The organism is Citrobacter sp. LST-B2 (genome assembly GCF_057983045.1).
Genome location: NZ_CP192598.1, coordinates 3,648,937 through 3,662,072, shown reverse-complemented (window position 1 = coordinate 3,662,072; position 13,136 = coordinate 3,648,937). Strand labels below are relative to the sequence as shown.

The 13,136-nt window shown below is 53.0% G+C and carries 15 protein-coding genes and 1 pseudogene; 9 read left to right on the top strand and 7 right to left on the bottom strand.

The annotated features are described in order from the left end of the window. Window position 1 precedes the first annotated feature (1 nt). Window positions 2–700, bottom strand: coding sequence for a tRNA-uridine aminocarboxypropyltransferase (gene tapT, locus ACQ0PY_RS17680; protein ID WP_042999706.1), 699 nt, complete (start codon window positions 698–700; stop codon window positions 2–4). 68 nt (window positions 701–768) lie between these two features. Continuing rightward, window positions 769–1,188: a thioredoxin TrxC gene (trxC, locus tag ACQ0PY_RS17675; RefSeq protein WP_042999707.1), complete on the bottom strand. Its 420-nt coding sequence runs from the start codon at window positions 1,186–1,188 to the stop codon at window positions 769–771. A 206-nt stretch (window positions 1,189–1,394) separates the two neighbouring features. Between trxC and ACQ0PY_RS17670 the strand changes: the two genes are divergently transcribed. Beyond that, window positions 1,395–2,432, top strand: coding sequence for a tRNA/rRNA methyltransferase (locus tag ACQ0PY_RS17670; protein WP_044253165.1), 1,038 nt, complete (start codon window positions 1,395–1,397; stop codon window positions 2,430–2,432). 32 nt (window positions 2,433–2,464) lie between these two features. On the opposite strand, the gene ung is transcribed toward ACQ0PY_RS17670, so the two are convergent. Further along, a complete protein-coding gene (gene ung / locus ACQ0PY_RS17665) occupies window positions 2,465–3,154 on the bottom strand; it encodes a uracil-DNA glycosylase (protein WP_042999709.1) in 690 nt (229 codons plus the stop codon). A gap of 317 nt (window positions 3,155–3,471) precedes the next feature. Here ung and grcA point away from each other — a divergent pair, with 317 nt between their 5' ends. Continuing rightward, window positions 3,472–3,855: an autonomous glycyl radical cofactor GrcA gene (gene grcA, locus ACQ0PY_RS17660; protein WP_044253162.1), complete on the top strand. Its 384-nt coding sequence runs from the start codon at window positions 3,472–3,474 to the stop codon at window positions 3,853–3,855. 44 nt (window positions 3,856–3,899) lie between these two features. On the opposite strand, the gene srmB is transcribed toward grcA, so the two are convergent. Next, window positions 3,900–5,234, bottom strand: coding sequence for an ATP-dependent RNA helicase SrmB (srmB, locus tag ACQ0PY_RS17655; protein WP_042999711.1), 1,335 nt, complete (start codon window positions 5,232–5,234; stop codon window positions 3,900–3,902). Between the two features lie 131 nt (window positions 5,235–5,365). On the opposite strand from srmB, the gene trmN reads away from it, so the two are divergent. Further along, on the top strand, window positions 5,366–6,103 hold the full coding sequence (trmN, locus tag ACQ0PY_RS17650) for a tRNA(1)(Val) (adenine(37)-N(6))-methyltransferase TrmN (protein WP_044253159.1): 738 nt from the start codon (window positions 5,366–5,368) through the stop codon (window positions 6,101–6,103). On the opposite strand, the gene nadB is transcribed toward trmN, so the two are convergent. Beyond that, complete coding sequence (nadB, locus tag ACQ0PY_RS17645) at window positions 6,088–7,710, bottom strand: L-aspartate oxidase (RefSeq protein WP_044253156.1); 1,623 nt, start codon at window positions 7,708–7,710, stop codon at window positions 6,088–6,090. The genes trmN and nadB overlap by 16 nt on opposite strands. 261 nt (window positions 7,711–7,971) lie before the next feature. Here nadB and rseD point away from each other — a divergent pair. From rseD to ACQ0PY_RS17615, 6 genes and pseudogenes are all read left to right on the top strand, one after another. Beyond that, window positions 7,972–8,137, top strand: a pseudogene (rseD, locus tag ACQ0PY_RS17640) (rpoE leader peptide RseD). Continuing rightward, window positions 8,134–8,709 (top strand): RNA polymerase sigma factor RpoE, encoded by a 576-nt coding sequence (rpoE, locus tag ACQ0PY_RS17635; RefSeq protein ID WP_000003307.1) that lies wholly within the window; start codon window positions 8,134–8,136, stop codon window positions 8,707–8,709. Before rseD ends, rpoE begins: the two are co-directional and overlap by 4 nt. A 30-nt stretch (window positions 8,710–8,739) precedes the next feature. After that, window positions 8,740–9,390 carry an anti-sigma-E factor RseA gene (rseA, locus tag ACQ0PY_RS17630; protein WP_042999714.1) on the top strand — a complete coding sequence of 217 codons (651 nt, stop codon included), beginning with the start codon at window positions 8,740–8,742 and terminating at the stop codon, window positions 9,388–9,390. Next, entirely contained in the window at window positions 9,390–10,346 is a 957-nt protein-coding gene (gene rseB / locus ACQ0PY_RS17625; RefSeq protein WP_042999715.1) for a sigma-E factor regulatory protein RseB, read from the top strand. Before rseA ends, rseB begins: the two co-directional genes overlap by 1 nt. Then, window positions 10,343–10,822 (top strand): SoxR-reducing system protein RseC, encoded by a 480-nt coding sequence (rseC, locus tag ACQ0PY_RS17620; protein WP_109740565.1) that lies wholly within the window; start codon window positions 10,343–10,345, stop codon window positions 10,820–10,822. Before rseB ends, rseC begins: the two co-directional genes overlap by 4 nt. Window positions 10,823–11,350: 528 nt before the next feature. Further along, entirely contained in the window at window positions 11,351–12,580 is a 1,230-nt protein-coding gene (locus tag ACQ0PY_RS17615) for a tyrosine-type recombinase/integrase (RefSeq protein WP_446894170.1), read from the top strand. On the opposite strand, the gene xis is transcribed toward ACQ0PY_RS17615, so the two are convergent. Together xis and ACQ0PY_RS17605 are read right to left on the bottom strand one after the other, a co-directional pair. After that, window positions 12,558–12,842 carry an excisionase Xis gene (xis, locus tag ACQ0PY_RS17610; protein ID WP_061069717.1) on the bottom strand — a complete coding sequence of 95 codons (285 nt, stop codon included), beginning with the start codon at window positions 12,840–12,842 and terminating at the stop codon, window positions 12,558–12,560. The genes ACQ0PY_RS17615 and xis overlap by 23 nt on opposite strands. A gap of 46 nt (window positions 12,843–12,888) precedes the next feature. Then, window positions 12,889–13,128 carry a DUF4060 family protein gene (locus ACQ0PY_RS17605; RefSeq protein ID WP_378076564.1) on the bottom strand — a complete coding sequence of 80 codons (240 nt, stop codon included), beginning with the start codon at window positions 13,126–13,128 and terminating at the stop codon, window positions 12,889–12,891. Window positions 13,129–13,136: the final 8 nt, after the last annotated feature.

Sequence of the window (13,136 nt, the reverse complement as noted above, 5' to 3'; positions counted from 1 at the left end):
TCTAAACGCTTTCTGCTGATTCTGCTGTGATGCTTCCCTGATGTTGGGTTTTTCCCGCGAGGTAGCGCGTTTTAAAACGGGTAAAGTGCTCGCCGAGGCTGCTTGCTGCATCGGTATCACCGGCCAGATCCAACAGCGCAATGGCGACTTCAGCGGTACAATACTGCCCTTCGGCATGGACTTCACGCAGGTGATAGGCCGACAACCGCGACAGATCCACCGAGATCACGGGGAGAGAGTCGAGATACGGGCTTTTACGGAACATCTTACGCGCTTCCGGCCAGGTGCCGTCGAGCATAATAAACAGCGGAGGCTTACCTGTCGGTGGAGTGGAAATCACCACACGTTCAGCATCGGCATAGGAGGCGGGGAACACTACCATCGGCTGATACGTCGGGTTTTTCACCAGATCCAGCAAGGCCTGCGGTGGTTCTGTCCGCGACCACTGAAACGCGGCAGTATCCGGTAAAATATCGGCGATCAGACGCCCGGTATTGCTCGGTTTCATCGGTTCAGTATCAAACATCACCAGACAAAAACGGCTCGTTGCCTGAGAAGGCGACAGCGTCGCGCACAGGCAAAGTTTCAGCGGCAGCAAGCAGCGCTGGCAGCGACGAATGCGATTGCCTCGGGCGAGAAAAGGGCGAGTGGCGCGCGCCAGACGTTCAGCGCGAAGCGTGAGAACAGCGTTTTCAGTCATAGAGAATACGTTGAAAAACGTCATTGTCGCAGAGGTGAAAACGGGGCACAAGATGCGCCCCGCAGAGTTTACAGTGACTCGTTCAGCCAACTATCAAATGGCGCTTTGGGAACCGCGCCGTTCAGCATGTCGACAACCTGACCGTTTTTGAAGATCATAATGGTGGGAATACTACGGATACCAAAGCGTGCGCTAAGCTCACGTTCCGCTTCCGTGTTGATCTTCACGAAGCGAACTTTGCCGCTGCGTTCTTCGGCAACATCTTCAAAGATCGGGGCGAAGTTACGGCATGGGCCGCACCACGGTGCCCAGAAATCGATTACGACGGGCAGATCGTCTTTGAGCAGTTTATCCAGTGTTTCACCGGTCGCATTGATCACCTCCCCGTCGAACAGGTCGTGACCACAGCGTCCGCATTTTGCCGCATCCTCAACCCGATCGTCGGGAATGCGGTTGATGGCTTGGCAGCTGGTACAAACGGTATTCATAACTAACCTCTGGATGCGTCGGGGTATTGAACGGCAGAGACGCCGGTATGTTTCTAATATGTTACATATTATCGATGAGACTGTTTTAAACGACAATCTGTTTTATTCAATGAGTACAATAGTCATAAGCTTTTAAATGAAATAATGGCTAACCTGGCGCACATCGGGTAATCTGCGCGCTTCGCGCAGCGCTGGTGGAGAAAAGCATGAACGATGAATTGAAAAACAAAAGCGGCAAGGTCAAAGTGATGTATGTCCGCAGTGATGATGATTCTGATAAACGTACCCATAACCCGCGTACCGGGAAAGGTGGCGGACGTCCAGGAAAATCTCGTGCCGACGGTGGCCGTCGCCCCGCCCGCGATGAAAGAACCCCTCCGAGCCGCGATCGCAAGCGTGAAGACTCACCGTGGCGGACCGTGTCCCGCGCGCCGGGTGATGAATCGCCTGAAAAAGCCGATCACGGTGGTATCAGCGGTAAAAGCTTTATCGATCCTGAAGTCTTACGTCGTCAACGTGCAGAAGAGACCCGCGTTTACGGTGAAAATGCCTGTCAGGCCCTGTTCCAGAGTCGCCCGGACGCGATTGTCCGCGCCTGGTTCATTCAGAGCGTCACGCCGCGCTTCAAAGAAGCATTACGCTGGATGGCGGCAAACCGCAAAGCGTACCATGTGGTTGATGAAGCGGAACTGGCGAAAGCTTCAGGTACCGAACATCACGGCGGTGTCTGCTTCCTGATTAAAAAACGTAACGGCACGACGGTGAAACAGTGGGTAAGCCAGGCGGGCGCGCAGGACTGTGTGTTAGCGCTGGAAGCTATTTCTAACCCGCACAACCTCGGTGGCATGATGCGTAGCTGCGCGCACTTCGGTGTGAAAGGCGTAGTGGTGCAGGATGCGGCGCTGCTGGAGTCCGGTGCGGCGATTCGTACTGCAGAAGGTGGTGCCGAACACGTTCAGCCGATTACCGGCGACAGCATCGTTGATGTGTTGGATGATTTCCGTCAGGCGGGTTACACCGTGGTGACAACGTCCAGCGAACGCGGTAAGCCGCTGTTTAAAACTGAACTGCCAGAGAAAATCGTCCTGGTGTTAGGTCAGGACGTTGACGGTTTGCCGGATGCGGCGCGCGATGCCAGCGATCTGTGCGTTAAAATCGACGGTACGGGGAATGTTGAAAGCCTGAACGTCTCGGTGGCAACCGGTGTGCTGCTTGCCGAATGGTGGCGTCAGAACAAAGCCTGATGGAAAAATGCCAGCGATTCGCTGGCATTTTTTTATTCGCTCTCCGCCGGTAAAACGGGCATCCAGTCAATCGGCTTCTCGCCGCGTTGTTCCAACCACTGATTCGCCAACACAAAATGGTTACAGCCAAAAAATCCACGATGCGCCGAGAGCGGTGAAGGATGAGGCGCTTTCAGGACATGATGACGTTTTTGATCAATGATTGCGCCTTTCTTCTGCGCATGAGAGCCCCAGAGCAGAAAAACCACCCCTTCACGATGTTGATTAATCAGGCCGATCACTTTATCGGTGAACGTTTCCCATCCCAGACTGGCATGAGAGTGCGCCTGACCCGCCCGCACGGTTAATACCGTATTAAGCAGCAGAACGCCCTGATGCGCCCAGCTTTCCAGATAACCGTGGGCAGGACGAGTGAAACCGGGGATCGACCCCTCCAGTTCCTTATACATATTCAGCAGCGAAGGAGGAGTAGCAATACCGGGGCGGACAGAAAACGCCAGACCATGCGCCTGTCCGGGACCGTGGTAGGGATCCTGTCCAAGGATCACGACCTTGACATCACCCAGCTCGGTGAAACGAAACGCATTGAACACATCTTTTTGCGGCGGATAAACCGTGATCCCGGACTGACGCTCTCCGGCGACGGTATGCAGCGTATTGATAAAGTAGGGCTGCTGTTTCTCTTCAGCCAGCACATCGTGCCAGGTTAATTCAGTGGCCATCTCGCTCTCCTGCGAATTCTCGATCGTCATAGCTTAACTGCTTCTTTCAACGGCGCAAAATTCTCTCCGCGATGATGTGCGCTATGCACTTAATAAAGTTGAAAATTTGTGTAAAAAGTTTATGTCTTCACATGGCGTAAGTTGATGTAAAACAATAAAATCATCTCATTCCCTTATTTGGCATGTGGATTTTATTGATTTAAATCAATGAATCGAGGGTGTTAGGGGGGTATATATACACTCAAGCAACAATGGTTTTACCAATTGGCCGCGAGCCGGCCAACCCTAATCAAATACTTTGCCGGGGAGGCATCACAATGATTACAGGTATCCAGATTACTAAAGCCGCTAATGACGATCTGCTGAATTCCTTCTGGCTGCTGGACAGCGAAAAAGGCGAAGCGCGTTGCATCGCAGCGAAAGCCGGTTTTGCCGAAGATGAAGTGGTAGCGGTCAGCAAACTGGGTGAAATTGAGTACCGCGAAATTCCGATGGAAGTGAAACCGGAAGTTCGTGTGGAAGGTGGCCAGCACCTGAACGTTAACGTTTTGCGTCGTGAAACGCTGGAAGATGCGGTTAAGCATCCGGAAAAATACCCGCAGCTGACTATCCGTGTTTCGGGTTATGCCGTGCGCTTTAACTCACTGACGCCGGAACAACAGCGCGACGTTATCGCTCGTACCTTTACTGAAAGCCTGTAAGGCTTAACGTTTAAATAAAAACGCCGGGAAATCCCGGCGTTTTTTTATTCTTCGTTTGACTCCTGCGGCGTCGTTGCCGTACTCGGCTTGCGACGTTTACCAATGTTCCTGGTATCGCGATGGCGTTTCTTCACGCGCGGTTTATCTTTGTCTTTCTCTTTTTTCTTCTCTTCACGTTTCGCGAGTGCTTTTTTCGACGGTTTGCCCGTCATCTTTTCGCTCGGAGCGCGTGAGGTTGGGCGCAACTCATCAATCACCCTGGATTTCAGCGGTTCTTCAATGTAGCGACCAATTTTCAGCAGCAGCAGATGATCGTGCGCTTCGACCAGCGAGATTGCGGTGCCCTTGCGACCGGCGCGGCCGGTACGGCCAATGCGGTGCAGATAGGTGTCTCCGCTACGCGGCATGTCGAAGTTAATCACGTGGCTGACGTCAGGAATATCGATCCCGCGTGCGGCAACATCGGTGGCGACCAACACGTTAACGCGACCGTCAGTAAGACGCTTAATGCCTTCGTTACGCTTGATCTGCGCCATCTCACCTTCGAGATAGCAGTTGTTGATCCCCGCCAGACGCAGCTTTTCAGCCAGTTCGTGCACGCGCTCGCGCTTGCGGACAAACACGATGGTACGGGTGGCGTCGTCTTGCTTCAGCAGGTGCTTCAGCAGTTCGAATTTATGTTCGACGTTATCCGCGCGGTAATACCACTGGTGGATCTTCTTACGTTCGCGGGTGGATGGCGTAGCGGAGACTTCGACCGGCTCTTCCAGCAGACGTTCGGCAAAATCTTTAATCGCATCGCCTTCCAGCGTGGCGGAGAACAGCATCGTCTGTTTGCGCCAGCGCGTTTCCCCGGCGATGTGCTCGATGTCCTGGGCAAAGCCCATATCCAGCATTCGGTCGGCTTCGTCGAGGATCAGCGTTTCCACGGCGCGGCAGTCAAAATTCTCTTCTTTAATATACTGCAGCAGACGCCCGGTGGTGGCGACCACGATATCCTGGTTTTCGCTGAACACTTCGGCGTGGTTCATGTAGGCTACGCCGCCGGTAATTGTCGCGATATCCAGATGGGTGTTTTTGGCCAGTTCACGGGCATGATCGGCGACCTGCATCGCCAGTTCGCGAGTCGGAGTCAGGATCAAAATACGTGGCGGACCGGATTTTTTACGCGGGAAGTCGAGCAGGTGCTGCAACGCTGGCAGCAAATACGCCGCCGTTTTACCGGTGCCTGTCGGCGCAGAACCGAGTACGTCACGGCCTTCGAGTGCAGGCGGAATGGCGGCAGCCTGAATGGCGGTCGGGCGAGTGAAACCTTTTTCCTGGAGGGCATCCAGCAGGCTTTCATCGAGTTCAAGTTCGGAAAAAGTCGTTACAGTCATGTTCTACCTCTGTGTGGGGCGCTGATTATAGACGTTACGGCTGCAATCTTCATCTGTTTGTATGGATATCGCTTCTCAGGTATTGTTTTCACCAGGTGCTGTTGCCGTTTTTCCTGCAAGGTTTTTAATTCATGCCTCAGTCTACATCCGTCCTTCGTCGTAATGGATTTACTTTTAAACAGTTTTTTGTCGCGCACGATCGTTGTGCGATGAAAGTCGGAACAGATGGGATTCTGTTAGGGGCATGGGCACCGGTGGCGGGCGTAAAGCGGATCCTCGATATCGGTACCGGCAGCGGACTGTTGGCGCTGATGCTGGCGCAGCGTACTGATGAAAGCGTCACCGTTGATGCCGTTGAACTGGATAGCGACGCCGCCGCGCAGGCGCAAGAAAACGTTACCCAGTCGCCGTGGGCGGATCGGGTAACGGTGCAGGCGGAAGATGTCCAACATTGGGCGGCACGGCAGACCGTTAAATATGACCTTATCATCAGTAACCCGCCGTATTACGAGCAGGGCGTCGAGTGTGCTACACCGCAGCGGGAACAGGCGCGTTATACCACGATGCTGGATCATTCTGCGCTGTTAGCGACGGCGACGGGGCTGATCACGGAAGAGGGGTTCTTGTGCGTTGTGTTGCCGGAAAATATCGGCAATACCTTCACGCAGCAGGCGTTAAATATGGGCTGGCATTTACGGCTACGCACCGACGTTGCTGAAACGGAGGCGCGGTTGCCGCATCGGGTGCTGCTGGCATTCTCCCCTAAGAAGGGGGAATGCTTTAGCGACAGGCTGGTGATTCGCGGGCCGGATCAGCGTTACTCCGAAGGTTATACGGCGCTGACCCAGGCATTTTATCTGTTCATGTGAGCCGTTAACGGCGAGAGCACAGATGGGCCAGATTCCTCCAGCAGTGCCGGATAATCGAGCGTGTAGTGCAGACCGCGGCTCTCTTTGCGCATCATCGCACAGCGCACAATCAGCTCGGCGACCTGAACCAGGTTGCGTAACTCCAGCAAATTATTCGAGACGCGGAAATGGGCGTAATATTCGTCGATCTCCTGTTGTAACATAGTGATACGACGCAGGGCCCGCTCCAGACGTTTGGTGGTGCGCACAATCCCCACGTAGTCCCACATAAACAGCCGCAGCTCATGCCAGTTATGCTGAATCACCACCAGTTCGTCAGGGTTGTCCACGCGACTTTCATCCCAGGCGGGCAGGGCGCTTACGCCACGGGCGTAAGGCATTCGTCTGTCGATATCTTCCGCTGCGGACCAGCCGTACACCAGACACTCCAGCAGCGAGTTTGAGGCCATCCGGTTCGCGCCGTGCAGGCCGGTGTAGCTCACTTCCCCGATCGCATACAGGCCGTCCACATCGGTACGACCAAAGTCGTCAACCATCACGCCGCCGCAGGTGTAGTGTGCTGCTGGCACGATGGGCACTGGTTCTTTGGTCAGGTCGATACCCAGCCCCAGCAGCTTTTCGTAAATCATCGGGAAATGCTGACGCACAAAGGCTTCTGGCTTATGGCTGATATCAAGGAACATACAGTCCGCACCGAGACGCTTCATTTCATGGTCGATAGCGCGGGCGACAATATCGCGCGGCGCCAGTTCCCCTCGCGCGTCAAAGTCTGGCATAAACCGCGTGCCGTCCGGGCGTTTTAGATGAGCACCTTCTCCGCGCAGCGCTTCGGTAAGCAGGAAATTACGTGCCTGGGGATGATACAGCGCGGTAGGGTGGAACTGATTAAATTCGAGATTCGCAACCCGGCATCCCGCACGCCAGGCCATCGCAATACCGTCTCCGGAGGAAATGTCCGGATTGGTTGTATATTGATACACCTTTGATGCGCCGCCGGTCGCCAGCACGACAGACTTCGCGTGACAGGTTTCCACCGCCTCTTTATTCCGGTTCCAGACCCATGCCCCCACGACGCGTCGTGTGCCGGGCAGGCCAATTTTGTCGGAGATGATTAAATCGACGGCATTACTGCGTTCCAGTACCCGGATGTTCGGATGGCTTTGCGCCTTGCTGACCAGCGTGGTTTCCACCTCTTTACCGGTGGCATCAGCGGCATGCAAAATGCGACGATGGCTATGACCACCTTCACGCGTCAGATGGTAACTCTCTTCACCGTTAGGCTGCACCTGGGTATCAAATAGCACCCCCTGATCAATCAACCACTGTACGCAGGGGCGGGCGTTGCTGGCGACAAACTCCACCGCATGGCGATCGCAAATACCGGCGCCGGCAATGAGCGTATCTTCGACATGTGAATCAATGCTGTCGGTTTCATCGAAAACGGCGGCAATCCCGCCCTGCGCATAGAAAGTGGAGCCTTCGCTGACGGGACCTTTACTCAGCACGATAACCTGGTGCTTTTCAGCCAGGCGCAGCGCCAGCGAGAGTCCGGCAGCGCCGCTACCAATAATTAACACGTCACAAGAAAGTTCAGGCGTAGTTTTCATGATATTTTGTTTAATGTACTAAACAGTGTTTGGCCAGCATAGCACCAGAATCTGCGATTCAGCACGTTTTATTTTCAGTGTTGTTGTAATGACTAAACAAAACGGTGCGATGTAAAAGGATGTCAGGTGGGGAAACCATTTTGCGCGGCGGGCCGTAAGCATCAGATTAGAGGATGAAATAAAGTGGCCGTTGGGTTACTCTGCAACCGGTTTATGGGCATTTTTAAAGATAGTGCGTTGTTCAGACTCGGTAGACTTATAATGAGAGATAATGACCGTCTACAACATGACAAACAAAAAACAGATGCGTAACGGAACTTTACAAAAACGAGACACTCTAACCTGTTGCTTGCTCATAGTGCAGCTAATGGAGTGGCGTTTCGCGAACGCGTGGAAATTTGGTTTGGGGAGACTTTACCTCGGATGAGCGAGCAGTTAACGGACCAGGTCCTGGTTGAACGGGTCCAGAAGGGAGATCAGAAAGCCTTCAATTTACTGGTAGTACGCTACCAGCATAAAGTGGCGAGTCTGGTTTCCCGTTATGTCCCGTCGGGCGATGTTCCCGATGTGGTGCAAGAATCATTTATTAAAGCCTACCGTGCGCTGGACTCGTTCCGGGGAGATAGTGCTTTTTATACCTGGCTGTATCGCATTGCGGTGAATACAGCGAAGAATTACCTGGTGGCTCAGGGGCGTCGTCCGCCATCAAGCGATGTTGATGCGATTGAAGCAGAAAACTTCGAAAGTGGCGGTGCGCTGAAAGAAATTTCGAACCCTGAGAACTTAATGTTGTCAGAAGAACTGAGACAGATAGTTTTCCGAACTATTGAGTCCCTCCCGGAAGATTTACGTATGGCAATAACCTTGCGGGAGCTGGATGGCCTGAGCTATGAAGAGATAGCCGCTATCATGGATTGTCCGGTGGGTACGGTGCGTTCACGTATCTTCCGAGCGCGGGAAGCTATTGATAATAAAGTTCAACCGCTTATCAGGCGTTGACGATAGCGGATACTGGAAAAGGTATTAGGCATGCAGAAAGAAAAACTTTCCGCTTTAATGGATGGCGAGACGCTGGATAGTGAGTTACTTAACGAACTGGCTCACGATTCGGATATGCAAAAAACCTGGGAAAGCTATCACCTGATCCGTGATTCAATGCGGGGTGATACACCTGAGGTGCTTCATTTCGATATTTCCGCTCGCGTAATGGCCGCTATTGAAGATGAGCCGGTACGCAATACGGTGCCATTCATTCCAGAGGCCCAGCCTGCGCCGCAGCAATGGCAGAAAATGCCATTCTGGAAAAAAATGCGTCCGTGGGCCGCGCAACTTACCCAAATGGGCGTTGCCGCGTGCGTATCGCTTGCAGTTATCGTTGGTGTCCAGCACTATAATGGACAATCTGAAACGTCCCAGCAGCCTGAAACGCCGGTCTTTAATACTTTGCCGATGATGGGTAAAGCCAGCCCGGTAAGCCTGGGAGTACCTTCTGATGCGACCGCGAATGGTGGGCAACAGCAGCAGGTACAGGAGCAGCGTCGTCGGATCAACGCCATGTTGCAGGATTACGAACTGCAACGCCGACTGCACTCCGAACAGCTTCAGTTTGAGCAGGCACAGACACAGCAAGCCGCTGTTCAGGTGCCAGGAATTCAAACTTTAGGAACGCAATCGCAGTAATGAAGCAACTTTGGTTTGCCATGTCACTTGTGACGGGTAGCCTGTTCTTCTCTGTCAACGCCTCGGCCAACACTGCGTCCGGGGCGTTGTTGCAGCAGATGAATGTGGCGAGCCAGTCACTCAATTACGAGCTGTCATTCGTCAGCATCACGAAACAAGGCGTTGAGTCTCTGCGTTATCGCCATGCTCGCCTGGAAAATCGTCCGCTTGCGCAGCTGCTGCAAATGGATGGTCCGCGTCGTGAAGTGGTCCAGCGCGGAAATGAAATTAGCTACTTCGAGCCTGGACTCGAACCGTTCACTCTGAACGGTGACTACATCGTCGACTCCCTGCCGTCGCTTATCTATACCGATTTCAAACGTCTTGCTCCCTACTATGATTTTATTGCTGTAGGTCGTACCCGAATTGCCGATCGCCTGTGCGAAGTGATTCGCGTGGTCGCGCGTGATGGCACGCGTTACAGCTATATTGTCTGGATGGATACGGAAACGAAGCTGCCGATGCGGGTCGATCTCCTCGATCGCGATGGCGAAACGTTAGAGCAATTCCGGGTGATTGCCTTCACCGTGAATCAGGATGCCGGTAGCGGCATGCAGACGCTGGCGAAAGCCAGTTTGCCGCCGCTGCTCTCTGTTCCGGCGGGTGAAAAAGCCAAATTCAGCTGGAATCCGACCTGGCTTCCGAAAGGGTTTAGCGAAGTGTCCAGCGGGCGCAGACCGTTGCCAACGATGGACAACATGCCGATTGAATCGCGTCTCTACTCCGACGGTCTGTTTAGCTTCTCTATTAACGTCAATCGGGCAACTCAGGCCAGCACCGACCAGATGCTGCGCACCGGGCGCAGAACGGTCAGCACCAGCGTACGCGACAACGCGGAAATTACCATCGTGGGTGAATTGCCGCCGCAGACAGCGAAGCGCATTGCCGACACCATTAAGTTCGGAGCCGCGCAATGATCAAAGAGTGGGCTACCGTGGTGTCATGGCAAAACGGTGAGGCATTGGTGAGCTGTGATGTGAAAGCGTCCTGCAGCAGCTGCGCTTCACGTTCAGGATGTGGCACCCACGTGCTGAATAAACTCGGGCCGCAGACCACGCATACCATTGTGGTGGCGAGCGATGTGCCGTTAGAACCTGGGCAGAAAGTGGAGCTGGGGATTGCCGAAGGCAGTCTGTTAGGTTCCGCCATGCTGGTTTATCTGTCGCCGCTGGTGGGGTTATTCCTCATCGCCTCCCTGTTTCAGGTGCTGTTTGGCTCAGATCTCGCGGCGTTAAGCGGCGCGATACTGGGCGGCGTCGGCGGATTCCTGATTGCCCGTGGCTATTCCCGCAAGCTGGCTGAACGCGAAGCCTGGCAACCCGTTATTCTTAATGTTGCTCTCCCATCCAGTACGATTCGCGTTGAAACGCCCTCCACCGAAACGGCACCATGATATTCTTGCCGGATGGCGGTTTCGCCTTATCCGACTTACAAACGGTCAGCAAGTCCAGTAGACCCGATAAGCTTGCGCCATCGGGCATCATGCTTCTCTTACGATGTTTTACATCAGAAAAGCGATGCCGTTTCCAGTTCCCGCTATCCTGACTTTATGAACATTTCCTCGCCTCAGCGTTGTAGTGTAGAATGCGGCGTTTCAGTTAAACAGACGTTAAGCTCAGAACAGCGACTTCTCAAAGCCTGTCCAACCAGGCGTAAGGCACAATAATTACACTATATGAAGAACATACGTAACTTTTCGATCATTGCTCACATCGATAACTGACACCACGTCACCCTCCGCAAACCTCCGACAGAATCCCCTCAAAAACCCCACTAAATAAGCTTTCACAAAAATAATACTGGTTGCATGTACAGTCAACCTACGACATCATAAGTCATGGTTTTTGTGTCCACCAGCGCGTCCATATTCTATGATGGACACAGAACCAACTGTTCTGATGGACACACGTAGGGACAAATCATGGCTATTTCAGATAGTTATCTAAAGTCGTGCCTGGGGCGCGAACGCGATAAAGTTGAAGAGAAGGCAGACCGGGACGGTCTGTGGGTGCGCATTTCTAAGAAAGGTGCCGTTACCTTTTTCTACCGATTCCGTTTCCTGGGAAAACAAGACAAGATGACGATCGGCAGCTATCCGGAGTTCGGTTTAAAAGCTGCGCGCGATGAAGTCGCGAAGTGGGCTGCAATTCTTGCTCGCGGCGAAAATCCCCGCATCAGGCAAAGCCTCGATAAAGCTAAAATAAACAATCAGTACACCTTTGAAGAATTATTCAGAGAATGGCATGCGATGGTGTGCATCCAGAAGGAAACCGCCGATCAGATTTTGAGATCGTTCGAAATACACGTCTTCCCTAAGCTTGGGAAATATCCGGCGCATCAACTGACGCTACATAACTGGCTTACGGTTCTGGACCGACTGGCACAGGGTTACTCTGAAATCACCAGACGAGTAATCAGCAATGGCCGGCAGTGCTACTCATGGGCAGTGAAGCGCCAGTTGCTTGAGGTGAACCCGTTGTCAGAAATGTCTGGCCGTGATTTTGGTATCCAGAAACAAATGGGTGAACGAACCCTGGACAGAAAAGAACTGGCGATTGTCTGGCGAGCAATAGAGGATTCCCGTCTTATTGAGCGAAATAAAATCCTTTATAAATTGTCCCTGGTCTGGGCATGCAGGGTCGGCGAACTCCGGCAGGCTGAAGTTTCGCATTTCGATTTTGAGGAAGGCTCCTGGACTGTGCCATGGGAAAATCACAAAACAGGACGGAAAAGTAAGAAGCCTATAATCCGCCCAATCATCCCTGAGATGCTCCCGTTGATAAAGCGGGCTATAGATCTGGCACCGGGGCGTTTTGTTTTCTCGAAATACGAAGACAAGCCGATGAGCGAGGGCTTTCACATGAGCATCAGCAGCAACCTGGTGAAATTCATGTTGAAGGCCTATAACGAACAGGTGCCGCATTTTACTATTCATGATCTGCGCCGGACAGCACGAACGAATTTTTCTGAACTGACGGAACCACACATCGCCGAGATGATGCTGGGTCATAAACTACCTGGCGTGTGGTCGGTGTACGATAAGCACACTTATATCGAGGAGATGAGAGAGGCGTACGGTAAATGGTGGGCCCGACTGATGAGCATCATCGAGCCCGATGTTCTGGAGTTCACGCCACGTCAGACCGGATGATCCGACCTTTGCTGTCACGCTGAAGATTCAGATGCGACATTGGGCGCCGTACTGGACGTGACATTTCTCTGACTTGCCACTCGTGAACTTTGGTTTTCAGCCATTTGTTGGATCCACCCATGTATGAACAGTCTGGTTCAGGGAAGGGATTGCTGTCGCTCGGTCGCTTACGATAACGCTCCAGTGTTCTGGCGGAGATCCGCAACTGGCAGCAAATTTCGCGGGTGCTCATCAGATCGAAGTCTTCAATTTTTTCGCTCATCATCTCTCCAGTGGCCACGACCGGGGCCGTTATTGATTATTCGTTATCAGTTAAACCGACCAGGCAGAGTTCTCAGACGGCGCATGCCAGTCATAGCGGTTGCCACATAGCTCTTATGACGGTTGACCACTTCTACCCAGATCTTCACTCCGTCCACGTTCACCGTGTATGTTTCCTTCCTTTCGCTGCGACCATAGTCACCGTATCGTTCAACATGCTTTGCCAGTGCTGCATCACATGCCCGGCGGCCCAATGGCGATTGCTTACTGCGGTTGATAAGGCGCATAAAACCCC